This window comes from Streptomyces sp. NPDC050263 (genome assembly GCF_040655955.1).
In the GTDB taxonomy this organism is placed as follows: Bacteria; Actinomycetota; Actinomycetes; order Streptomycetales; family Streptomycetaceae; genus Streptomyces.
In genome coordinates this window covers 1-20,889 of the sequence record NZ_JBFAKW010000005.1, presented here as the reverse complement: position 1 = coordinate 20,889, position 20,889 = coordinate 1, and the positions used below count along the sequence as shown (strand labels likewise).

The 20,889-nt window shown below is 71.4% G+C and carries 19 protein-coding genes and 1 pseudogene; 7 read left to right on the top strand and 13 right to left on the bottom strand.

All coding sequences use genetic code 11. From position 1 onward, the window contains the following. The first annotated feature begins 138 nt into the window (after nucleotides 1-138). Both AB0J04_RS03285 and AB0J04_RS03280 read left to right on the top strand, forming a co-directional pair. Nucleotides 139-918 (top strand): alpha/beta fold hydrolase, encoded by a 780-nt coding sequence (locus tag AB0J04_RS03285; protein WP_363166660.1) that lies wholly within the window; start codon nucleotides 139-141, stop codon nucleotides 916-918. Continuing rightward, nucleotides 911-1,606 carry a hypothetical protein gene (locus AB0J04_RS03280; RefSeq protein ID WP_363166659.1) on the top strand — a complete coding sequence of 232 codons (696 nt, stop codon included), beginning with the start codon at nucleotides 911-913 and terminating at the stop codon, nucleotides 1,604-1,606. The genes AB0J04_RS03285 and AB0J04_RS03280 overlap by 8 nt, the downstream gene beginning before the upstream one ends. A gap of 8 nt (nucleotides 1,607-1,614) precedes the next feature. Here AB0J04_RS03280 and AB0J04_RS03275 read toward each other — a convergent pair whose 3' ends face one another. The 6 genes from AB0J04_RS03275 to AB0J04_RS03250 form a co-directional block, all read right to left on the bottom strand. After that, complete coding sequence (locus AB0J04_RS03275; RefSeq protein WP_363166658.1) at nucleotides 1,615-2,370, bottom strand: endonuclease/exonuclease/phosphatase family protein; 756 nt, start codon at nucleotides 2,368-2,370, stop codon at nucleotides 1,615-1,617. 68 nt (nucleotides 2,371-2,438) lie between these two features. Then, nucleotides 2,439-3,392, bottom strand: a complete 954-nt coding sequence (locus AB0J04_RS03270; RefSeq protein ID WP_363166657.1) for an ROK family glucokinase — start codon at nucleotides 3,390-3,392, stop codon at nucleotides 2,439-2,441. Nucleotides 3,393-3,459: 67 nt separating this feature from the next. Continuing rightward, the gene (locus tag AB0J04_RS03265; RefSeq protein WP_363166656.1) at nucleotides 3,460-3,987 is read right to left on the bottom strand and encodes a DUF5304 domain-containing protein; all 528 of its coding nucleotides are present in this window, start codon (nucleotides 3,985-3,987) and stop codon (nucleotides 3,460-3,462) included. Between the two features lie 107 nt (nucleotides 3,988-4,094). Continuing rightward, nucleotides 4,095-5,258, bottom strand: a complete 1,164-nt coding sequence (locus AB0J04_RS03260; RefSeq protein WP_363166655.1) for an ArsA-related P-loop ATPase — start codon at nucleotides 5,256-5,258, stop codon at nucleotides 4,095-4,097. Between the two features lie 533 nt (nucleotides 5,259-5,791). Continuing rightward, the gene (locus AB0J04_RS03255) at nucleotides 5,792-6,256 is read right to left on the bottom strand and encodes an SRPBCC family protein (RefSeq protein ID WP_363166654.1); all 465 of its coding nucleotides are present in this window, start codon (nucleotides 6,254-6,256) and stop codon (nucleotides 5,792-5,794) included. Nucleotides 6,257-6,415: 159 nt separating this feature from the next. Further along, the gene (locus tag AB0J04_RS03250) at nucleotides 6,416-7,171 is read right to left on the bottom strand and encodes a metallophosphoesterase (RefSeq protein ID WP_363166777.1); all 756 of its coding nucleotides are present in this window, start codon (nucleotides 7,169-7,171) and stop codon (nucleotides 6,416-6,418) included. A gap of 339 nt (nucleotides 7,172-7,510) precedes the next feature. On the opposite strand from AB0J04_RS03250, the gene AB0J04_RS03245 reads away from it, so the two are divergent. Next, the gene (locus tag AB0J04_RS03245; protein ID WP_363166653.1) at nucleotides 7,511-9,307 is read left to right on the top strand and encodes an AMP-dependent synthetase/ligase; all 1,797 of its coding nucleotides are present in this window, start codon (nucleotides 7,511-7,513) and stop codon (nucleotides 9,305-9,307) included. 49 nt (nucleotides 9,308-9,356) lie between these two features. Here the strand turns inward: AB0J04_RS03245 and AB0J04_RS03240 are convergent, their stop codons facing one another. Beyond that, complete coding sequence (locus AB0J04_RS03240; RefSeq protein WP_363166776.1) at nucleotides 9,357-10,943, bottom strand: GMC oxidoreductase; 1,587 nt, start codon at nucleotides 10,941-10,943, stop codon at nucleotides 9,357-9,359. 104 nt (nucleotides 10,944-11,047) lie between these two features. Then, nucleotides 11,048-12,190, bottom strand: coding sequence for a glycosyltransferase family 4 protein (locus tag AB0J04_RS03235; protein ID WP_363166652.1), 1,143 nt, complete (start codon nucleotides 12,188-12,190; stop codon nucleotides 11,048-11,050). Between the two features lie 122 nt (nucleotides 12,191-12,312). Here AB0J04_RS03235 and AB0J04_RS03230 point away from each other — a divergent pair, with 122 nt between their 5' ends. Continuing rightward, a complete protein-coding gene (locus AB0J04_RS03230; protein WP_363166651.1) occupies nucleotides 12,313-13,581 on the top strand; it encodes a glycosyltransferase 87 family protein in 1,269 nt (422 codons plus the stop codon). A gap of 59 nt (nucleotides 13,582-13,640) precedes the next feature. Next, nucleotides 13,641-13,953, top strand: a pseudogene (locus tag AB0J04_RS03225) (PadR family transcriptional regulator); the annotation flags it as partial. A 21-nt stretch (nucleotides 13,954-13,974) separates the two neighbouring features. Here AB0J04_RS03225 and AB0J04_RS03220 read toward each other — a convergent pair. From AB0J04_RS03220 to AB0J04_RS03200, 5 genes are all read right to left on the bottom strand, one after another. Next, a complete protein-coding gene (locus AB0J04_RS03220; RefSeq protein ID WP_363166650.1) occupies nucleotides 13,975-15,213 on the bottom strand; it encodes a hypothetical protein in 1,239 nt (412 codons plus the stop codon). 43 nt (nucleotides 15,214-15,256) lie between these two features. Further along, nucleotides 15,257-16,279, bottom strand: a complete 1,023-nt coding sequence (locus AB0J04_RS03215; protein WP_363166649.1) for an NlpC/P60 family protein — start codon at nucleotides 16,277-16,279, stop codon at nucleotides 15,257-15,259. A gap of 431 nt (nucleotides 16,280-16,710) precedes the next feature. Then, nucleotides 16,711-17,751 carry an NlpC/P60 family protein gene (locus AB0J04_RS03210; protein WP_363166648.1) on the bottom strand — a complete coding sequence of 347 codons (1,041 nt, stop codon included), beginning with the start codon at nucleotides 17,749-17,751 and terminating at the stop codon, nucleotides 16,711-16,713. 211 nt (nucleotides 17,752-17,962) lie between these two features. Further along, on the bottom strand, nucleotides 17,963-19,306 hold the full coding sequence (locus AB0J04_RS03205; RefSeq protein WP_363166647.1) for an NYN domain-containing protein: 1,344 nt from the start codon (nucleotides 19,304-19,306) through the stop codon (nucleotides 17,963-17,965). Nucleotides 19,307-19,342: 36 nt separating this feature from the next. Then, nucleotides 19,343-19,582 carry a hypothetical protein gene (locus tag AB0J04_RS03200; RefSeq protein WP_363166646.1) on the bottom strand — a complete coding sequence of 80 codons (240 nt, stop codon included), beginning with the start codon at nucleotides 19,580-19,582 and terminating at the stop codon, nucleotides 19,343-19,345. A 183-nt stretch (nucleotides 19,583-19,765) separates the two neighbouring features. Here AB0J04_RS03200 and AB0J04_RS03195 point away from each other — a divergent pair, with 183 nt between their 5' ends. Continuing rightward, nucleotides 19,766-20,500 (top strand): rhomboid family intramembrane serine protease, encoded by a 735-nt coding sequence (locus AB0J04_RS03195; protein ID WP_363166645.1) that lies wholly within the window; start codon nucleotides 19,766-19,768, stop codon nucleotides 20,498-20,500. Continuing rightward, nucleotides 20,497-20,775: an Lrp/AsnC ligand binding domain-containing protein gene (locus tag AB0J04_RS03190; protein ID WP_351912423.1), complete on the top strand. Its 279-nt coding sequence runs from the start codon at nucleotides 20,497-20,499 to the stop codon at nucleotides 20,773-20,775. Before AB0J04_RS03195 ends, AB0J04_RS03190 begins: the two co-directional genes overlap by 4 nt. Nucleotides 20,776-20,889: the final 114 nt, after the last annotated feature.

Below are 20,889 nucleotides of genomic sequence, written 5' to 3'. Positions count from 1 at the left end.
CCTCCTGTTTGTGTCGTTCAGACCTTAACCCGCCCGTGGCGGCAAAGGCTCCGACGACCCTGGTCGGTGTCAGTGGGGTCGCGTACGGTGAAGCAGACGTCCCTCCCATGAAGAACAGACGAAGACAGGAGACCGAAGGTGCCGGTCCTTCCTGGAGCCGAGCCGTACCGCCATGAGGGCGGGGAGGTCGGGGTGCTCCTCTGTCATGGCTTCACCGGTTCCCCGCAGTCGCTGCGCCCGTGGGCGCGGTACCTGGCCGAACAGGGCCTGACGGTCTCCCTGCCGCTGCTGCCCGGCCACGGCACACGCTGGGAGGACATGGCGCTCACCGGCTGGCCGGACTGGTACGCGGAGGTGGACCGCGAGCTGCGCGCCCTGCGCCGGCGGTGCGCGAAGGTGTTCGTGGTGGGTCTGTCCATGGGCGGCGCGCTGGCCCTGCGGCTGGCCGCGAAGCACGGGGCGGGGGTGGAGGGCGTGGTCGTCGTCAACCCGGCGAACAAGGTGCACGGTCTGTCCGCGTACGCCCTTCCGGTGGCCCGCCATGTCGTCCGCACGACGAAGGGCATCTCGAGCGACATCGCCAGGCAGGGCGTTCTGGAGAAGGGGTACGACCGCGTGCCCCTGCACTCGGCGCACTCCCTGCGGACCTTCCTCCGGCTGGTCGACGGCGAGCTGCCGCAGGTCACCCAGCCGCTGCTGCTTCTGCACAGCGTGCAGGACCACGTGGTGCCGCCGGCCGACTCGGCCCGGATCCTCGGCCGGGTGTCGTCCACGGACGTGACCGAGATCCTGCTGGAACAGAGCTACCACGTGGCAACGTTGGACCACGATGCGGACCGGATCTTCGAGGAGAGCTACGCGTTCATCGCCCGGATCGCGCCCAGTGTCGGCAAGGAAGGGACGGCCGTAGGTGGCTGAGCACGACTCCGACCGCGAGGACCGGGAGAACCGGGACGAGCGGGACGGACGGGACGGGCTGGACGCCCGTCAGGGCGGCGGGCCGGAAGAGCAGAGCGTGCCCTTCGACGAGGCCGCCGCGTGGGCGGCGATCGTCGCGGGGTACGGCGAGGAACCGGTGGACCCGCCGGGGGCCAAGCCGTTCAAGTCGGTCGAGGATCTCGCGCTGCTCGAGGCCGAGGCGAACGACGACGGGTCCGGGCCGGAGGCACTGAAGGACCCCGGGACGGAATCCGGGAAGGAACCGGGGCCGGAATCGGGCAAAGAGCCCACGCCTGACCCGGCCGAGGAGCAGAAACCGGCCAAGCCGCTCGGGAGTTCGATCGCCTTCGCACCCGGCGTCGGGCCCCGTGACTACAGCGTGCCCGAGCCGGCGGAGGAGGACTTCGACGAGGACGACGAGGGGCATTTCGTCCCGCCGGAGCCGCCGCCGCTGCCCGCCGCCGACACCACGGCCAAGTTCGCCTGGCTCGGGGTGATCGGCGGGCCGCTCCTGCTGCTGCTCGCGGTGCTGCTGGGCTGGGAGATGACGTGGTGGCTGACGACCGTCGGCATCGGCGGCTTCCTCGGCGGCTTCGCCACGCTGGTGATGCGGATGAAGACGGACGACGAGGACGACCAGGATCCGGGGCGCGGCGCGGTCGTCTGAGCGGTGGTCTAACCGACGGGAATTCTGAGGGCGGCCAGGACCGGAAGGTGGTCCGTGGCCGCCCTCAGGTCGTCCTCGGTGATACCGGGGAGTCCGGTGGGCACCCCGCAGCCCAGTACCTCCACGCCCTTGGTGGCGAAGATCGCGTCGATACGGCGGTCGGGGCCGGTTGCGGGGAAGGTGTGCTCGGCGCCCCAGGGCGCGGCGGTGCGGCAGTCCCTCAGGACGGTGGTCAGACGGCCGAAGGTGCGTCCGTCGGGGCGCTCGTTGAGGTCACCGCCCGCGACCGCGTGTTCCACGCCCATCGCCGCGAGCCGGTCGAGAAGCGTCCCGCCCTGCTCGTAGCGCTCCCCCCGCTCCAGACTCAGATGGCAGCTGAGGACGCCGAGGCGGGCGCCCGCGAACCGGACGACCGCGGTGGCGAAGCCGCGGCGATGGCGCCCGGGGGTGAGGGGCAGCAGGACGTCCTCGGCGTGCTCGACGGTGGCGCGGAGGTTGCAGAGGATCGCGGGGCCCGCTGCCGTGCCGCCGCCGGTCAGGATCACCAGGTCGGTGGCCGCGGCCAAGCGGGCGAGTTTCTTGCGCCACCGGAAGAAGATCGGGGCTTCCTGGATCAGCACCAGGTCGGGGGCGCAGGCGGAGATGACGCGGGCGAGGGCGGCGGTGTCGTCCCGCATGGAGCGGATGTTGTAGGCGAGAACCCGAACGACGGCTGAACCGTCCGGCTCCGTAGCCGAGTTGGGAAGCACCAGGGTGGTCTCCATGACGATCAACATACGACGATGCCCGCCGTCCCGGGACCGGACACGGCGGGCACTGCCCCTGGGGACGCCTACATGATCGGGGCGGGCTCTCTCGCCAGGTCCGCCGCTCCGACCAGGCCTGCCTTGTTGCCGAGTTGGGCCGCGATCACCTCGGCGACCGGGCGCCAGTTGCCGCCGACCAGCCAGCGCTTGTAGGACTTGCGGATCGGGTCCAGGACCAGTTCGCCCTCGTCGGAGAGGCCGCCGCCGACGATGAAGGCGGAGGGGTCGAAGAGGGAGGCGAGGTCGGCGAGGCCCGCGCCGGCCCAGCGGGCGAGCTCGCGGTAGGAGTCGACGGCGACCGGATCGCCCTGCCGGGCGGCCATGGAGATGTGCTTGCCCTCGATGCCGTCGGGCGTGCCGTCACCCAGGCCGAGCAGGATGTCGGCGTTCTCCGGGGTGGCGTTGGCGCGCTGCTTGGCGTAGCGCACCAGGGCGCGGCCGGAGGCGTACTGCTCCCAGCAGCCCTGTGAGCCGCAGCCGCACAGCAGGCCGTCCGGCACCATGCGGATGTGGCCGAACTCGGCGGCGACGCCGAAGTGGCCGCGGCGCAGCTTGTTGCCGATGATGATGCCGCCGCCGAGGCCGGTGCCGAGGGTGATGCAGATGACGTTGCGGTGGCCCTTGCCGGCGCCGAACCTGTACTCGCCCCACGCCGCGGCGTTGGCGTCGTTCTCCACGACGACGGGGAGACCCACGCGGGCCTCGACCTTCTCCTTCAGCGGCTCGTTGCGCCAGTCGATGTTGGGCGCGAAGTAGACCTCCGAGCGCTGGCGGTTGACGTAGCCGGCGGCTCCGATGCCCACGCCGACGATCTCATGCCCGGCGCGCGCGCCCTCCACGGCGGAGGCGATGGCGTCCACGATGCCCTCGGGCGTGCCCGGGGTCGGCACCTTGTGGGTCGAGAGGATGTTGCCTTCCTCGTCGACCACGCCGGCCGCGATCTTCGTGCCGCCGATGTCGACGCCGATGGTGAGTCCCATGAATCCCTCAGTTTCGGTCGAGCCCCGCTACGGCCAACCGTACCCGAGGCCCTGCCGTGGAAGGGCTTCAGTCCAAGTCGATGCGCTGGCCGGGGCCGGTGTCGTCGCCGCCGTCACGGCCGTCGCGGGGGGTGTCCCGGGGGTCGCTCGCTCCGGTCGTCCAGCGTCGTTCCTGGGTCTGGACCGCCGAGCGGTAGGCGGCGAGGAGTTCGGTGCCGGCTGCCGCGAGGTGGTCGAAGACGTCGGGGTTGCGCTCGATGACGGGCTCCACGACGGCCTTGGCCTGCTGGACGACCTGGCGGACCACCTGCTCGGCGGCGGGTCCGGCGACCGCGCCGAGCAGCGGGGACTGCATCGACGACAGCTTGTCGCCGACGGCGTCGACCAGCTTGCGCAGTTCCTCGGCGGCCGAGCCCTGGGGCCGGCCGGACTCGGCGCGGCGGCGGGCCTTCTCCGCCGCCAGGTCCTCGGCGGTGGCGGTGGCCCAGGCGTCGGCGTCGCTCACCCGGGGCTGTTCGTCGAACGGCCGCTCGTCGAAGCCCGCTGTCCCGGCGGGCTCCCCGGCGGCGTCGGGCGTGGGGCGCTCTTCGCTCATGACGGACTCCTGACGACTCCTGGTGGACGACACCTGACGGACGGCATCTGGCCGACGACCCGATGACGGCTCGTCTCTACGACGTTACCCGAACGGCGGTATATGCCTCATGTCGTCCGCGGCCACAGCCCGGGGTCGGGGGCGAACCGCACGCACAGCTCGCCGTCGCGCAGGGCGGCGCCCTCGACGGTGCAGCGGCGCAGGACGGAAGGCAGCGGGACGATGCGGCGGAACGGCCCGGCGGTCACGACGAGTTCGTCGCCGCGCCGGATGAGGTCGAGCTCGTCGCGTATGGCGCCGGGCAGCGGAAGGTGCCAGACGAGGACGCCGTCCTGGGCAAGCCGGTCGGTGACGGGCCACTCGACCGGGGAGGCCGCCGGGTTGACGGCGGGCACGGTGAGTGCCGCGAGGTCGTCCGCGCCCCGGGGGTCGTGGCCGAGGTGCGCGAGGCGGTGGGCGTCGCCCCACTCCCCCAGGGTCTTGTGCTGCTGGGCGACGAGTCCGGTGAACAGGCCGGTGTCCGCGGCCTCCTCGGGCAGGACGCGGTTGGCGACGAGCGACTCGACGGGCAGGGCGCGCAGAGCCAGGCCGAGACGGGCGTCGCGGACGGCGTCGGCGCCGGCCGGTCCGGGCTCGGCGACCAGGCGGACGGCGGTGCCGCGGTCGGCGAGGACGGCCTCGACGGCGGCCAGCTCGGTGTCCCAGCGGGCCGTCGTCTCGTACAGCCACTCGGCGGGCATCGGCACGCCGGCGAGCCGGCCGAGCATGGGGCGCAGGGCGCGGGCCGCCTGGCGTTCCGGCGGGAGGAGTCGCCGCAGGTAGCGGCGCAGTTCCTCGGGGAGGGCCAGCAGGGCGAGGGCCTGCGGGGCGGGCGGCAGGTCGACGACGAGGAGGTCGTGGGCCTCGGCGAGGGCGGCGTCCCGCAGGGCGCGCAGCAGGGTCAGCTCCTCGGCGCCGGGCAGCGGGGTGACCTCCTCCGGGTCCAGCCGGGAGGCGCCAAGCAGGTCGAGGACGGTGGTGGCTCGGTCCTGGAAGCCGGTGAGGTCGTCCCGGAAGCCGGCGGCGGCGTCGGGCCGCCATGCGGTGAGACGCGGGGTGACCTTGACGGGGCGCGCCCCGGTCGGCGTCCCGAGCGCCGCGCCGAGGGTGTCGGTGCGGTCGGCGCTGAGGACGAGAGTGCGGGCGCCTCCGGCGGCGGCCTGGTGTGCGGTGGCGGCCGCGACTGTCGTACGGCCACTGCCGCCGGGGCCGATGATCAGGAGGGTACGCATGAGGCTGAACGGTAACCGAGCCCCAACCCCCCACCCGACCTACCACTCCCCGCCCCCGACCCACTACTCCCGGTTCCCGGCCCGCCACTCCCGGCCCCCGGCCCACCATTCCCCGGCCGACTGCGCCCAGTTCCCGGACCTACCACTCCCGGACCCCAGCCCGCCACTCCCCGGCCGACCGCGCCCGGTTCCCGGACCTACCACTCCCCGGTCCCCGGCCTGCCGCTCCCGGGCCGGGTTCCGCCGCCCCCGCTCGGGACTCTTCCCTCGGCCGTCGGACCGCCTCTTGCGATCCGCGGGGGGGTCCCGGTCCCGGGGCGGCCTCTCCCGGTTCCCGGGCGGATTTCCGCTGGTCCCCGGGGCTCTTCCGCGACCCGCGGTCGGTCTCTCGCGGCCCCAGACGGGGCTGCTTCCGGTTCCCGGCCGCTTCCCCCCGGCGCCCAGGCCGGCTTTCTCTGGTCCCGGGGCTCTTCCTCAGAGCCCCGGGCTGCCTCGCGCGGCCTCCCGAGGGGGGTGCTTCCCAGGGTCGTGAACTACTTTTCGGTTGCTTCGGGGGCCGGGTCGCCGGATTCGACTCGCTTCTTCAGGCCCGCGAGCGCGCGGTCGATGATGACCTTCTCGGCCTTGCGCTTGATCATGCCCAGCATGGGGATCTTGACGTCCACCGTCAGCTGGTACGTGACCTCGGTCGCGCCGCCGCCGGCAGGCTTGAGGAGGTAGGAGCCGTCGAGCTGGCGGAGCATCTGGGACTTCACCAGCGTCCAGGACACCTCGTGCTCGCCGGCCCAGGTGTAGCCCAGGACCTGGTCGTCCTTGATCGCGCCGGCGTCCATGACCAGGCGGACCTGCTCGGCGCGGCCCTGGTCGTCCTTCTTCAGGACCTCCGCCTGCTTCACCTCTCCGGTCCAGTCCGGGTAGCGGGCGAAGTCGGCGATCACCGCCATGACATCGGCCGGTGCCGCCTCGATCGTGATGCTCGAGCTGGTGTGTTCCGCCATCGCCGTGGCTCCTCCGGATGCGGGCCGGTCAGGGTAGAGAGAGGACACCGTGTGCCGGCCGTGGGCGCACGTGTGTGCAGCGTGAAGGCTACCGCGCGCCCGGCCGGCCGCCTTCACCAGGCGTCAGGTCACCGCCAGGTCAGCTCGGGTCGGGTCGGGTCACCACTCCAGGGCCCACGGCTTCCCGCTGCCCGCGAAGTGCCCCACGTTCACGCATTCGGTCGCCCCGATCCGCATCCGGCGCGCGAGCGGCTGGTGGACGTGGCCGAACAGCGAGTAGCGGGGGCGGGTGCGGCGGATCGCGTCCAGCAGGGCCCGGCTGCCCCGCTCGAAGCGGCGGGCCACGGTGTCGTAGACGAGTTCCGGGACCTCCGGCGGAATGTGCGTGCACAGCACGTCCACCTCGCCGACGGCCTCGATCTTCGCCGCGTACTCCTCGTCGCTGATCTCGTACGGCGTGCGCATGGGCGTGCGCAGCCCGCCGCCGACGAAGCCGAAGACGCGGCCGCCGATCTCCACCCGCTCCCCGTCGAGGACGGTCGTGCCCGGCCCGGCGAACTCGGACCACAGCTGGGGCATGTCGACGTTGCCGTAGGTGGCGTAGGTCGGGGTGGGGAACGCCGGGAACAGCTCGGCGTACTGTTTGCGGACCGCCTGCTCGATCAGCTGGGCCCGGTCGCCGCCGATGCCGCCCCACAGGCGGCCGCCCAGCTCACGGGCCTCCTCGAAGCGGCGGGCGGTGCGCAGTTCGACGAGGCGGTCGGCGTTCTCCACGCCGAAGAGGTCGGGGAAGATCCCGCGGGAGTGGTCGGCGTAGTCCAGGAACAGCACCAGGTCGCCCAGACAGATCAGCGCGTCCGCGCCTTCCCCGGCCCGGGCCAGGTCACGCGCGTTGCCGTGCACGTCGCTGACCACATGGATACGTGTCCGGCGGTTTCCGGACGGTGTGGATGCCATGTCGATCAAGGGTAGGCGTGTGCGGCATACGTGAACAGTGGCGACCGGGATACCGGTTACTGGCCAGTCAGTAAAGCTGTGGACTACTGTCAGCCGAGAAACACCAATCTGTGTGACGCAGCGAACATCTCGTCGGACCCCCCTGTCGAAGGGGCCATACCGGCGGGTAACGTCCAGGCAGTCCAGTCGTGCTCAGGATTTCAACCATCGAGATGTCTGAGCCCATGCCCGACCCTTGGACCGCACCGTCGCATCACACAACGTCGTGGCGCCGGCGCCCTATGAGGAGCAGCAGTCTTGCGCGAGTTCAGCCTTCCGGCTTTGTACGAGGTCCCTGCGGACGGCAATCTGACCGACATCGTCCGCAGAAACGCCGCGCAGCATCCCGACGTCGCCGTCATCGCCCGCAAGGTCGGCGGTGTCTGGCAGGACGTGACGGCCACGGTCTTCCTGGCCGAGGTGCACGCCGCGGCCAAGGGCCTCATCGCCTCCGGCGTCCAGCCCGGCGACCGGGTCGGCCTGATGTCGCGCACCCGCTACGAGTGGACGCTGCTCGACTTCGCGATCTGGTGCGCGGGCGCGGTCACCGTGCCGGTGTACGACACCAGTTCCCCGGAGCAGGTCCAGTGGATCCTCGCCGACTCGGGCGCGACCGCCCTCGTCGTCGAGCTCGACACCCATGCGGCGACCGTGGAGTCGGTGCGCGAGTCGCTGCCGGCGCTGAAGCACGTCTGGCAGATCGAGGCCGGCGGCGTCGAGGAGCTGCGGCGGCTCGGCAAGGACGTCTCCGACGAGGCGGTCGAGGAGCGCGGCTCGCTGGCGAAGGCCGACGACCCGGCGACGATCGTCTACACGTCGGGCACGACCGGCCGCCCGAAGGGCTGTGTGCTGACCCACCGCAGCTTCTTCGCCGAGTGCGGCAACGTCGTGGAGCGCCTGCGGCCGCTGTTCCGCACGGGCGAGTGCAGTGTGCTGCTCTTCCTGCCGCTCGCGCACGTGTTCGGCCGGCTGGTGCAGATCGCCCCGATGATGGCGCCGATCAAGCTGGGTACCGTCCCGGACATCAAGAACCTCACGGACGAGCTGGCGTCCTTCCGGCCGACGCTGATCCTGGGCGTGCCGCGGGTCTTCGAGAAGGTCTACAACTCGGCGCGCGCGAAGGCGCAGGCCGACGGCAAGGGCGCGATCTTCGACAAGGCCGCGGACACCGCGATCGCGTACAGCAAGGCGCTGGAGCTGCCGACGGGCCCGCCGCTCGCGCTGCGGATCAAGCACAAGGTGTTCGACAAGCTGGTCTACAGCAAGCTGCGCGCGGTCCTCGGCGGCAAGGGCGAGTACGCGATCTCCGGCGGCGCGCCGCTGGGCGAGCGGCTCGGTCACTTCTTCCGCGGCATCGGGTTCACGGTCCTGGAGGGCTACGGCCTGACGGAGTCCTGCGCGGCCACCGCCTTCAACCCCTGGGACCGGCAGAAGATCGGCACGGTCGGTCAGCCGCTGCCGGGCTCGGTCGTGCGCATCGCGGACGACGGGGAGGTGCTGCTGCACGGCGAGCACCTGTTCACGGGGTACTGGAACAATCCGGGCGCGACCGCCGAGGCGCTGGCCGACGGCTGGTTCCACACCGGTGACATCGGCACCCTCGACGAGGACGGCTACCTCAGGATCACCGGCCGCAAGAAGGAGATCATCGTCACGGCGGGCGGCAAGAACGTCGCGCCGGCCGTGATCGAGGACCGGATCCGGGCGCACGCGCTGGTCGCGGAGTGCATGGTGGTGGGCGACGGGCGGCCGTTCGTGGGCGCGCTGATCACCATCGACCCGGAGTTCCTGGGCCGTTGGGCGGCTGAGCACGGCAAGCCCGCGGGTTCGACCGCGGCGTCGCTGCGTGATGACGCCGACCTGCTGGCTGAGGTCCAGTCGGCGATCGACGACGGCAACGCCGCGGTCTCGAAGGCGGAATCGGTGCGGAAGTTCCGCATTCTCTCCTCCCAGTTCACGGAGGAATCGGGCCACCTCACGCCGTCGCTCAAGCTCAAGCGCAATGTGGTGGCGAAGGACTATGCGAGCGAGATCGAGGCGATCTACGCGAAGTAGCGCTCCCCTTTCGTCTCCTGACGGAGTGTCTTCGTCTCCTGACGGAGCATCATGGCGCGGTGTCCTCGGCGAGGACCCGCGCCATCGTGCGTTCGGCGAGCGCGGTGATGGTGACGAACGGGTTCACCCCGATGTTGCCGGGCACCAGTGAGCCGTCGGTGACATACAGCTTCGAATACCCCTTCACCCGCCCGTAGTCGTCGGTCGCCTTCCCCAGCACACAGCCGCCGAGCGGGTGGTAGGTGAAATCGTCGGCGAAGACCCTGCTGGGGGTGCCGAAGAGGTCGGAGCGGTAGATCGTGGAGTTCGCCGAGTTGATCCGGTCGAACAGTTTCTTCGCCATGCCCATCGAGACGGCGCTCTGCGCGGCGCTCCAGCCGAGCTTGACCCCGCCCGATGCGGCGTCGTAGGTGAACGCGGCCCGCTGCGGGTTCTTGGTGATCGCCAGATAGAGGCTGACCCAGTGCTCCAGTCCGGTCGGCAACGGCGCTATCTCGGCGAAGACGGGGTTGGCGGTGTTGGCCCAGTCGTCGATGCCCATGACGGGCATGGTCGACTGGTTGGCCCCGACCGTGTCCCACAGGTGGTTGGCCCGCCCGAGCATGACGTTCCCGTTGGGCCCCCAGCCGGTCCCGACGCTCGCGTCCAGCGCGGGCAGCGTGCCCGTGTCCCGCGCCCGCACGAGGAGTTCGCTGGTCCCGAGGCTGCCGCCGCCGAGGAACAGATAGGTGCACCCGTACTGCTTGGTCTCGACGATCTTTCCCGTGTAGTCGATGCGGTCGGCGGTCAGGAGGTACGTCCCGTCGCTCGCCCGGCTGATCCCGCGCACCTTCTCCATGGTGTGGATGGTGACGTTGCCGGTGCCCAGCGCGGACGCCAGATAGGACTTGTCGAGGCTCTTCTTGCCGTAGTTGTTGCCGTAGATGACCTCCTGTCCGAGGGCGGACTTGGTGGCGGTGCCGGCGGCCTCGCGCTGCATGTAGCCGAAGTCGTAGACGCTGGGCACGAAGGTGGTCTTCAGCCCGGTGTTGGCCGCGTGCTTCCGGGAGACCCGGCTGAACCGGTACCACTCGGTCGACTCGAACCAGGCGGGGTCGACGTTGTTGACGCCGAGCATGGCGCGGGCGCGCGGGAAGTACGTGGAGTACATCTCCGTCGTGTCCACGGTCGGGAACTGCTCGGCGAAGTAGGACTGGAGCGGGGTGACCGCCATCGAGCCGTTGACCAGGGACCCGCCGCCGACCCCCCGCCCGACGAAGACGGACATGTCGGCGAAGTGCACCCGGTCCAGGACGCCGGGGTAGAGGCTGATGTCCTTGTTGACGACGTCCAGCCACAGGAAGGTGGCCAGCGGCGCCTCGGTGCGGGTCTTGAACCACATGGAGCGCTGGTCGGGGCTTGCGGTGTTGCAGAAGACCTTGCCGTCGGCGCCGGCCGTGTTCCACAGCCGGCCCATCTCGAGGACGAGGGTGCGGATGCCGGCCTGGCCGAGGCGCAGGGCGGCGACGGCGGCGCCGTAGCCGGAGCCGACGACGATGGCGGGGGCGGATTCGACGGCTGCGGGCTCGGCCGCACGGGCCGATTCCAGGCCGACGCGGGTGAAGCCGAGGGTGGCCGCCGTCTGGAGGGCGGCCATACCAAGGATTTGACGTCTCGTCAGCTGACGCTGCATCAGTTTGGCTGTCATGTGCGCAGCATCAGCGGATTATCGCCCTCCGCCTAGAGCAAAGGGGGAAAAGTCTAGAGCAATGTTTTCAAACGCTCCGCCAGCAGATCCCACCGCCACCGCTCCTCGACCCAACCACGCCCCCGCTCCCCCATCCGACGGCGCAGCTCGGCGTCCCCCAGAAGCACGACGATGCGCTCGGCGACGTCGGCCGGCGAGCCACCCCGCACGACCCACCCCGTCTCCCCGTCGCGCACGGCGTCGGGAGCGCCTCCGGAGTCCCCGGCGACGACGGGCAGCCCGGTCGCCGACGCCTCCAGATAGACGATCCCCAGCCCCTCCACATCGAGCCCGCCCCGCCGCGTCCGGCACGGCATCGCGAAGACGTCCCCGGCGCCGTAGTGGGCGGGCAGTTCCGCCCACGGCACCGCCCCCGTGAACCGCACCGAACCGGCGACGCCCCTCTCCTGGGCGAGCCGCCGCAGCTCCTTCTCGTACGGTCCGCCTCCCACGACCAACAGCACCGCCTCCGGCTCGGCGGCCAGAATCCGGGGCATGGCCAGGATCAGCGTGTCCTGTCCCTTGCGCGGCACCAGCCGCGAGACGCACACGACCACCGGCCGGTCGGTCAGCCCGAGCCGCGCCCGCACCTCGTCGCCGCCCGAACCGGGATGGAACGTCTTCTCGTCGACGCCCGGCGGCAACTGCGCCATCCGCCCGGCGGCCTCGGCGCTCAGCGCGGTCGCGATCCGCGAGCGTGTGTACTCGCCGAGGTACGTGATGGTGTCCGTGGCCTCACCGATCCGCCCCAGCAGCTGCCGGGCGGCCGGCAACTGCGCCCACCCCGCCTCGTGCCCGTGCGTGGTGGCCACCAGCCGCTCGGCACCGGCCTTCCGCAGCGCCGGCGCCATCAGCCCGAGCGGCGCGGCCGCCCCGAACCACACCGACGTGCACCCGTGCTCCCGCAACAGCCCGACGGCCCGCCGGGTCGCCCCGGGCGTAGGCAGCAGCATCGTCGTGGCATCCCGTACGACAGTGAACGGCTGCTCGGCGTCGAAGGCGGCCGTGGCCTCGACGCCCTCCCGCCCCCGCTTCCAGGTGGACGCGTAGACGACGACCCGGTCGGGGTCGAGCCGCAGCGCCATGTTGTGCAGGAACGCCTGGATACCGCCCGGCCGGGGCGGAAAGTCGTTGGTCACAATCAGCGTCTTGTGCATCGCACCCGACCTTATCCAAACGCTGTTCACAGCCGCGCCCACCCGCGCCTCACAGCCCGCCGGGAGATCATGTGGCGCACAGGCGGACGAACAGGAACGAACAGGAACGGACGGGGTCAACGGTGGACAGCACGGACGTGAAACGCCCCCTGACGCACCTGCTGACGACCTGGGGCGTCACCCGGCTCGCCCTGCTGCTCTTCGTCTTCAAGGTGTTCCTCTTCCCCGGCCCGGACGTCACCACCGACGTCTCCGTCATCTACCAGGGCTGGTACGAGGTACTGCGCACCGGCGCCTTCCCGGCGACCGACATCACCTGGCAGTACCCGCCCGCCGCCGCCCTCGCGATCCTCTCCCCCGGGCTGCTGCCCTTCCTCGACTACGCCTCGGCCTTCTTCGTCCTGGCCTTCCTCGCCGACCTGGCCGTCCTCATGCTGCTCATGGACTCGGGCCTGCGCCCCGGCCGCTCGCCACGCGGCGCCTGGACCTGGGTGGCGGCCGTCCCCCTGCTGGGCCCCACGGTCTACGCCCGCTACGACGTGATGGTGACGGCGGTAGCGGTAGCCGCACTCATGGCCGGCGCCCGACACCCCCGAGCCATGGGAGCGCTGACGGCCCTGGCAGCCCTGCTGAAGGTCTGGCCGCTGCTCCTGCTGACGGGAGCAGCACACAAACGGGCCTGGAACACGACGGCGGTGACAGCCACCGCCCTCGCCGCCCTCTTCGCCCTCACCATGCCCGGCGCCTTCGCCTTCCTGGCCTTCCAACACGACCGGGGCACCGAGGTGGAGTCGGTGGGCGCCCTCGCCCTCCACGTGGCCCGCCAGTTCGGCTGGCAGGGCGAGGTCCTGTTCCGCTACGGCTCCCTGGAGTTCGTGGGCCCGTACGTGGACCTCGTGGGCGACATCGCCCTGGGCCTGACGGCACTGGCCTTCGGCTGGCTCCTCCTCTGGCGGCTCATGGCAAAGCGCTGCGCACCGCACACACTCGCGGAGGCGGCCTTCACAGCGGTCCTCCTGTTCACCGTCACCAGCCGGGTGATCAGCCCGCAGTACCTGGTCTGGCTGATCGGCCTGGCAGCAGTCTGCCTCTGCTTCCGAGAAACCCGCATGACCCTGCCGGCGGCCCTGGTGCTGGCGGCATCGCCCATCACGGCCCTGGAGTTCCCGATCTTCTTCGCGGACGTGGTGGCAAGCGCCCCCTTGGGCGTCACCCTCATCCTCATCCGCAACGGCCTCCTCCTCACCGCCGCCCTCACAGCAGCCACCCGCCTCTGGCGCGCAACGGTGCCCCGAACCAACGGCCCGTCCCCGACGCACCGCCCTCGACGCACCCGCGTCGGCCCGTCCACGGAAGCAGGTCGTGGCGGTGCGGCGCAGCCCGTCGCTTAGCGCGTCACAGCCAAGTCCCACCGCGGCAGCGGGCAGCCGGACGCCCGACACGCGACGGGCTCGCCTCCCTCACCGACGAGGGCCGAGCGGACCTCCTGGAACGCCTCCGCCACCCCAAAGGAGGCGGAGATCACCGACCAGGTCCGCTTCAACACGGTCCTGGCGTTCCTGCGCCACCTGCCCGACCGCCGGGAGCAGACGGCCGTCCCGCGCCGCCGCCTGGACTTCCTCGAGACGCCTGCGAGCTTCTTCTGCACCGAGGGCCGACCGGTCCGGGCGGAGGAGACGGCGGCCCTGTTCCGCCAGGGCATGCTGCGGGTGGCCCGCGCGACGGGCGAGGCGGAGCGAGCCTGGCTGCGCGAGGCCGTGGAAGCACGGCCCGGCCGAGCGGACTCAACCGAGCTGAGCCCTCAGATAGGCCCTCCAGTCAGCCGTGAACTGCTCCAGAGACGTGTCCAGCACACTCCGCAGCGCACCCTCCACCGCCCCCGGTCGCGTCCGGTGCTCCCCCACCGCCCGGTAGAAGGCGTCCAGCTTCACCTCGCCCCACCGCTCGGCGATCATCCGGCAGGCCAGCCACCCGCCCTCGTACGCCTGCGCCAGCCGGTTCGCGTCACCAGAAAAGCCGAAGTCGCCGTCGGCGGGCAACGCCTCCGGCACGTCCCCGTCCCTGACCACCTGCTGGAGCTCCGGTGCGGCCTCCGCGGGCGTGCGGCCGGTCTCGCGGTAGCCGACCCAGTCGGCGTACCCCTCGGACAGCCACAGCGGGGTGGCGCCGTTGGTGTGGGCGCGGGTGGCCACATGGGTGGTCTCGTGGGTGAGGACCACCTGCCGGCCGACCTGGCCGAGCAGGCCGTACGCGTCGGGGTTGACGACGACCCGGTCCGCGGGCGCCTTCGCCCCGCCGCCCGTCTCGCCCGTGGTGACCGCGGCGATCCCCCGGTAGGCGGAGGCGGGCGAGCCGAGCAGCCCGGCCATGCCCTCCAGCGACTTCGGCACGAGGACGACGACATGCCCGGCCCAGTCGGTGCCCCAGGCCGCCGAAACGGCCGGGACGGCGCCGTCGGCCAGCTCCGCGAAGGACCGCAGCCGTGCGTCGGACTGCCCGACCCCCAGCACCAGACTGTGCGCGCCGCGGACGACGCGCACGGTGCCCTGGTCCCACAACTGCTCGCCGACCTTGGCCGCGGGCTTCTCCGAGGTCACCGACCACCGCCCGCCCCCGTCACGCGCCAGGCGCAGGGTGCGGCCCACGGTCACCGGGGCCTTGTCGTAGCCGTCGACGCGGTAGCTGAGTTCGGCGTCGGCGGTGGCGCTGTCCCCGCTGCGGTGCAGGCCCGTCACCCGGTACGACCAGCCCGCCAGGGGCACGGCCCGTACGGCGGCGTACCCGGCGTCGGAGCCGGTGGCCGCGTAGGCGCTCGCGTCGTGGTCGAGGACGGCGGCGGCCCGCCGATCCAGAACCCGCTGCACATCGGCCCGCGCGCTGTCCGCCCCGGCCCGCCCTCCGCAGGCGACCAGCCCGACCAGCAACAGAACGACCAGCGGAACACACAGCGGAGCGAACAGCGGGCCGGGCACCGCCCAGCGCCCCGACACCCCGGACCCGCGCACCCGCCGTCGACCAGCCATCCTCCCGATCGTACGGCGGCAACCGGGTGCGGGGTGCCGTGGGTCAGGGCCTGGTGACGGACGAGACCGGCATCATCCCGACCGGGTCGTAGCGCACGGGCGCGCCCGGGTACGGGGCGTGGATGACCTGGCCGTTGCCGACGTACATGCCGACATGGCTGGCGTCGGAACGGTAGGTGACGATGTCGCCGGGCTGGGCCTGGGACAGCGGGACCCGTCGGCCGGCGTGCGCCTGGGCCTGCGAAGTGCGCGGGATGGAGACGCCGGCCTGCGCGTACGACCACTGCATGAGGCCCGAGCAGTCGAAGCCGGCGGGCCCGTTGGCGCCCCACACGTACGGCTTGCCGAGAGCGGAGCGGACGGCGGCCACGGCAGCGCCCGCGCGGCCGGAGGACGGCACGGCGCCCGCGAGGTCGGGCATCTCCTCGCGGCCGGAGCGGGAGGCCCGGTCGTAGGCGGCGCGTTCGTCGGACGGCAGGGAGTTGAGCAGTTGCCGCGCCTTGGCGAGCTTCTGCTCCACGGTCCGCTTGTGGCCGACGACGGCCTTGCGGCTCTTCTCCAGCTCGGCGAGCGTGCGGGCCGCCTCGGAGCGCTCCTGGGTGAGTTCGCGCATGGCGTCCTGGAGTTGCCTCAGTTCGCCGGCCTGATGGGCGGTGATCCGGTCGAGGACGGACGCCTTGTCGAGGTAGTCCTCCGGGTCGTCGGAGAACAGCAGCGCCAGGGAGGGGTCGAGGCCGCCGGAGCGGTACTGGGCGCCGGCCAGCGAGCCGAGCTGCTCGCGCAGGCCGTTGATGCGCTCCTGCTGCCGGGCGATGTGGTCCTGCGCGGTGCCGACCTGCTCCCGCAGCACGTCGACGTGTTCGTCGGCCTTGTTGTAGGCCTCGGTCGCCTTCTCGGCCTCCTCGTAGAGACGGTCCACCTCGGCGCGGGTGTCGTCGTGCGGTGCGGCCGTGGCCGGTACGGCGGACACGGCGCCGAGTGCGGCGGCCGCGACGGACAGCACGCTCAGGGCACTGCAGGCGCCCCGGTCGAACCCGGATCGTGCAAGTCGGCGATGGGACCCCACGGGAAGCCGCGCTCCTTCCAGTTGCCGGACGCCACCGGTCTCCCCCGGGCCGGAGGAGACGCGGCAGACATTGACGCCCTCTCCAGCCCGAGGGCAGGAGATTCTGGTCCGCACCGCTTCGCGATACCACCACGGGTTCCTGTTTCACAGGCCACCGCCGACCCATGAGGGCTGGGCTTACGTGGCCTCCGCAGGCGTGACTTTCCGCCCGTCCGGCGGTAGGTCCGACGACTTCCATCGAAGGACGCGGCGATGCTAGCCCCGTGTCAGGGAGTCGGCCAAAGACCTCGACGGGCACGCACAGTGACGCCCCGCCGCTGACGCAGGTCACCGGCGGGGCGTGGGGTCACTACTCGTTGTCGTAATTCGCCCGTTCGGGCGGCATGGTGTCCTGATCTTGGAGTTGATCGGACCCTGCTCCGGGGGTGGAGTCAGACGCGGACGCCGAACATGAACGGGCCGCCGATCGTGCTCATCGACTCGTAGCGCACGACGGTCCCGGTGCGCGGGGCGTGGATGATCTGGCCGTTGCCCGCGTACAGACCGACGTGGTGCAGGTCGTTGAAGAAGAACACCAGGTCGCCGACCTTGAGGTCGCTGGTCGAGTAGACGCGCGTGCCGTAGTTGGCCTGGGACTCGGAGGTGCGCGGGATGGAGACGCCGGCCTGCGCGTAGGCCCAGGAGGTCAGGCCCGAGCAGTCGTACGTGGCGGTGCCGGTGGCGCCGAACTCGTAGGGCTTGCCGAGCTGGCTCTGCGCGGCCTGGAAGGCGGCCATGGCCCGGCCGGAGCCGGCGGGGGCGTCGCCCAGGTCGACCCGCTCGCCGGAGTCCCGGCTGGCGCGGGCGTCGGCGGCGGAGAGGTCGGCCTTCTCCTTGGCGGTCAGCGTGTTGAGGAGCTTGCGCGCCTCGGCGAGCTTGCCCTGGACTTCCTTCTTGTTCTTGCCCAGTTCGGCACGCGTGGTGGCGAGGTCCTTGAGCTTGCCGGAGGCCTCGGTGCGCTGCTGCGCGAGCTCGCGCTGCTTCTCCTGGATCTTCTTCAGCGCCTCGATCTGCTGGGCGTTCAACTGATCGGCGGTGGACGCCTTGTCCAGGAAGTCGTCCGGGTTCGAGGAGAGGAGCAGCTGCACGGAGGAGTCGATGGACCCGGTGCGGTACTGAGCGGCGGCCGCCAGGCCTATGGAGTCGCGCAGCTCGTTGAGATCCGCCTGGCCCCGGGCCACGTTGTCCTGGATGGTGGAGATCTCCTTCTGGAGCTTCTCCTGCTTCTCCTTGGCCCCGTTGTACGTCTCGGTGGCCTTCTCCGCCTCTTCGTAGAGCTTGTCGACCTTGCTCTTGACCTCGTCCTTGGTGAGCTTCTCGCTGGGCGCCGCGTTGGCGGCCTGCGAGCTCAGTACGACGGCAGCGGCGGCTGCGGTGGTCAGCACGGTCACGCGCGCACGACTCGGCTGCTTCGGTCGACGGTGGGACGCCACGGAGACGGGCTCCTTCTTTTGAGTGATCACCCGTGTGGAGATTCGAGCCCTGACCTTAGTGACCCGGCCGTGATCAGTTCAAATCCTCGGGAGAAAAAAACCCATCACGCAACACAGTTTTTTCACACAACTCACGCGCAGCAAGGCTCGATTGACACAACGTTGCGTGATCATTCCGTCAATTCGGTCATTAAACCAGCATCTTCGACCTTCAGGACAGCCGCTTCAGAAGTACCGCGGAAGCCACCGGTCGGGCGCCCGCCTTCGCGATCCCGTCGGCCACCTCGCGGTCGGTCGAGGCGACGATGACCGGACGGCCGGGCGGTTCGGCCCGGACCAGCTGCCGGATCAGCTCGTCCGCCGTGACCCCGGGCTTGGAGAACAGCACCCGCACCCCGCGCGGCGGCGCGAGCAGCACCGGAGCGGCCAGTTCGGCCCCGTCGAAGACACAGGTGACCTCGGCGCCGGTCTGCGCGGCGAGCTGCGAGAGCTGCCCCAGCAGCCGCAGCCGCTGCTTCTCCAACGGCATCTGGGGGTAACCGGTCTTGGTGACGTTGTAGCCGTCCACGACGAGATGCGCCTGCGGCAGCGCGAGGAGCTGGTCCAGAATGGCCGGATCGTGCTCGGAGAGGGCACGCGCGGCGATGTCCTTCGGGGTCATCCGCCCGGGCTCGACCGCGTCGACGGTCTCCGCGGGGCGCACCGACACCGGCGGCAACGCCAGTTCCCGCCGCAGCCCCTGGGCCGCGTCCAGCACGGTGTCGAGCAGCAGTCGCACCCGCATGTCCTCGACGCTGCGGCCCTCGCGCGCCGCCCGCCGGGCGGCCTCCAGGGCGGCCTCCGTCTCCCCGAGCCGCGCCTTCAGCCGCCGCGACTCGCTCTCCGCGGCGGACACCTGGGCATGCCCCTCGGCACGGACGGCCTCGATCTCGCTCTGCACCTTGCGCAGCGCGGCCTCGCCCCGCTTGATGTCGCTGAGGGCCGAACGCAGCTTGCGGTTGAGGGAGTCGGCTTCCTTCTTCGCCGCGTCCAGTTCGACGCGCAGCCGCTCGGTGTCCGCGCGGGTCTGATCACGGGCCCGGTCCAGCTCCTCGCGCAGGCGCTCCAGCTCCGCCCGGCTCTCCTCGTCGGCACGCTCGGCGTCCGCCCGCTGGGCCTCCTCGCCGGCCGCGGTGACCAGCTTCACCCAGCCGGTGGGGCGCAGTACATAGGCCGCGGCCGCCACGTCGAGCGGGTCCGCGGCCGGGGTCGGCGAGCCGGAGTCGAGAGCGCCGGAGAGTTCCGGCTGGGCCTCTCTGAACTTCTCGGCGATGCGCTGCCGGAAGAGCGGATCGGTCTCCAGCGCGGCGGCCATCGCGTTGCCGGCGAACTTGGCCCGCCGGTTCGGCGCGAACCGCGCGTACTGGCGCAACTGGGCCGGCAGTTCGCCGACGGTCAGTCCCCCGAAGCCGTCGGACACGATCGTGACGACCCTGCGCCGCACGCCGTCCGGCAGCGGACGGTCGAGCATCTCGGCGGCGCCGTCGCCCGGCCCCCCGCCTGCGCTCTCCACCATCCGTCACACCCCAATACTGTGCGGGGCCGCCTCCTGTCAGGAGTCGGCGCCCGGCCGATCCACGAGTTCCACCTGGTCCACGGCGTTGCACCAGCGGCACCGCACCGTCTCGATGGTCTCACTGACCACCTCGCGCTCCTCGACCTTCGGCTCACCGGCGAGGTCGAGGTGCACGTACTCGACGACCTTCGACGAGCGCGTCACGTCGAACCGCGTGAGGTTGCCGCAGAGCGTGCAGCGCCACCGCGTCGTGGCGGTCGGCAGGGGAACCGTCATCGTGACTTTCCGCTTCCTTCTAGTGTCGTACTTCCAGTGTCGGGGTCGGGCCGGAGGCTCCCCCGCGTGTATGGCTCGTAACCCTACGGCCTGGCGCGTACTCGCCGCCCATCCGTCCACGGCGCCCACCCGGCGGCGAGGCGCTCTGGGCGAGTGCGTCCCGTTACGTCATGCTCTGTGTTCATGATCAGCAACTGGAGCGGGACGGTCGGCAGGGCGGTCCGCAACCCCTCGGCGCCGGTGACCTACGCACTGATCGCCGTGTGCTGCCTGATCTTCCTCGTCGGCCCCGCCTCGGGCTTCAATCCGGGCTACGGCACCGGCGACGAGCTGCTGGTCGCGCAGCGGGCCTACTTCCGGCGCTGGGGCGTGGTGCCCGCCGAACTGTTCGCGGGCTCCCCACGGGCCGCCCTGACCCCGGCCACGGCCCTCTTCGTGCACGGCAGCTGGGTGCATCTGCTGGGCAACATGCTCTTCCTCTACGTGTTCGGGGCGATGACCGAGGAGCGGATGGGCCGCGTCGAGTTCACGCTCTTCCACCTCGGCTGCGGCTATCTGGCCCTGCTGGGCTACGCCGCCGCCAACGCCGGGTCCGCGCAGTCCCTGGTCGGCGCCTCCGGGGCGATCTCCGCGATCCTCGGCGCGTTCCTGTACCTGTTCCCCCGGGCGCGCGTGACCAGCCTCCTGCCGTTCCTGTTCTTCCTGCCGCTGCGCTTCCCCGCCTGGGTCGTGCTGCCCTTCTGGGCGGCCCTGCAGTGGGTGGCGGCGGGCCGGGCCGCCCAGGGGCCCGGGGTGGCGTACCTGGCCCATGTGGTGGGCTTCGTCCTGGGGCTCGTCTACGCGTGGGCCCGTTTCGGACGTGGGACTAGAGTGAGGGCCGCCCCAGCAACGGCCCCCGAGGGAGAGAACCAGCCGTGATCACCGCGATCGTCCTCATCAAGACCAGCGTGGACCGGATCCCCGAGATCGCCGAGCGGATCGCCTCGCTGGACTCCGTGAGCGAGGTCTTCTCCGTCACCGGGACCTACGACCTGATCGCCATGGTCCGGGTGAAGCAGCACGAGGACCTGGCGGAGGTCATCCCCGGGAGCATCAGCAAGATCCCGGGGGTCGAGGGCACGGACACGCACGTCGCCTTCCGGACCTACTCCCAGCACGACCTCGAGGCCGCGTTCGCCATCGGCCTGGAGTAGGCCCACCCCCGGACAGGCCCTAGGTGACTGGTGTTAAGCGGGCTTCTCCGAGTTGCCGGTTCAGGGCCGAGGGCGTCACATCGCCTCTGTCCGTCTGCGGTTTGGGCCGTCGTC

Coding starts and splice junctions, on each gene's coding strand:
- AB0J04_RS03235 (WP_363166652.1), bottom strand. CDS start 12,190: ATGCACAAGACGCTGATTGTGACCAACGACTTTCCGCCCCGGCCGGGC.
- AB0J04_RS03200 (WP_363166646.1), bottom strand. CDS start 19,582: ATGACGGTTCCCCTGCCGACCGCCACGACGCGGTGGCGCTGCACGCTC.
- AB0J04_RS03255 (WP_363166654.1), bottom strand. CDS start 6,256: ATGGCGGAACACACCAGCTCGAGCATCACGATCGAGGCGGCACCGGCC.
- AB0J04_RS03260 (WP_363166655.1), bottom strand. CDS start 5,258: ATGCGTACCCTCCTGATCATCGGCCCCGGCGGCAGTGGCCGTACGACA.
- AB0J04_RS03205 (WP_363166647.1), bottom strand. CDS start 19,306: ATGGTGGAGAGCGCAGGCGGGGGGCCGGGCGACGGCGCCGCCGAGATG.
- AB0J04_RS03240 (WP_363166776.1), bottom strand. CDS start 10,943: ATGGCCGCCCTCCAGACGGCGGCCACCCTCGGCTTCACCCGCGTCGGC.
- AB0J04_RS03275 (WP_363166658.1), bottom strand. CDS start 2,370: ATGGAGACCACCCTGGTGCTTCCCAACTCGGCTACGGAGCCGGACGGT.
- AB0J04_RS03270 (WP_363166657.1), bottom strand. CDS start 3,392: ATGGGACTCACCATCGGCGTCGACATCGGCGGCACGAAGATCGCGGCC.
- AB0J04_RS03195 (WP_363166645.1), top strand. CDS start 19,766: ATGATCAGCAACTGGAGCGGGACGGTCGGCAGGGCGGTCCGCAACCCC.
- AB0J04_RS03265 (WP_363166656.1), bottom strand. CDS start 3,987: ATGAGCGAAGAGCGCCCCACGCCCGACGCCGCCGGGGAGCCCGCCGGG.
- AB0J04_RS03220 (WP_363166650.1), bottom strand. CDS start 15,213: ATGGCTGGTCGACGGCGGGTGCGCGGGTCCGGGGTGTCGGGGCGCTGG.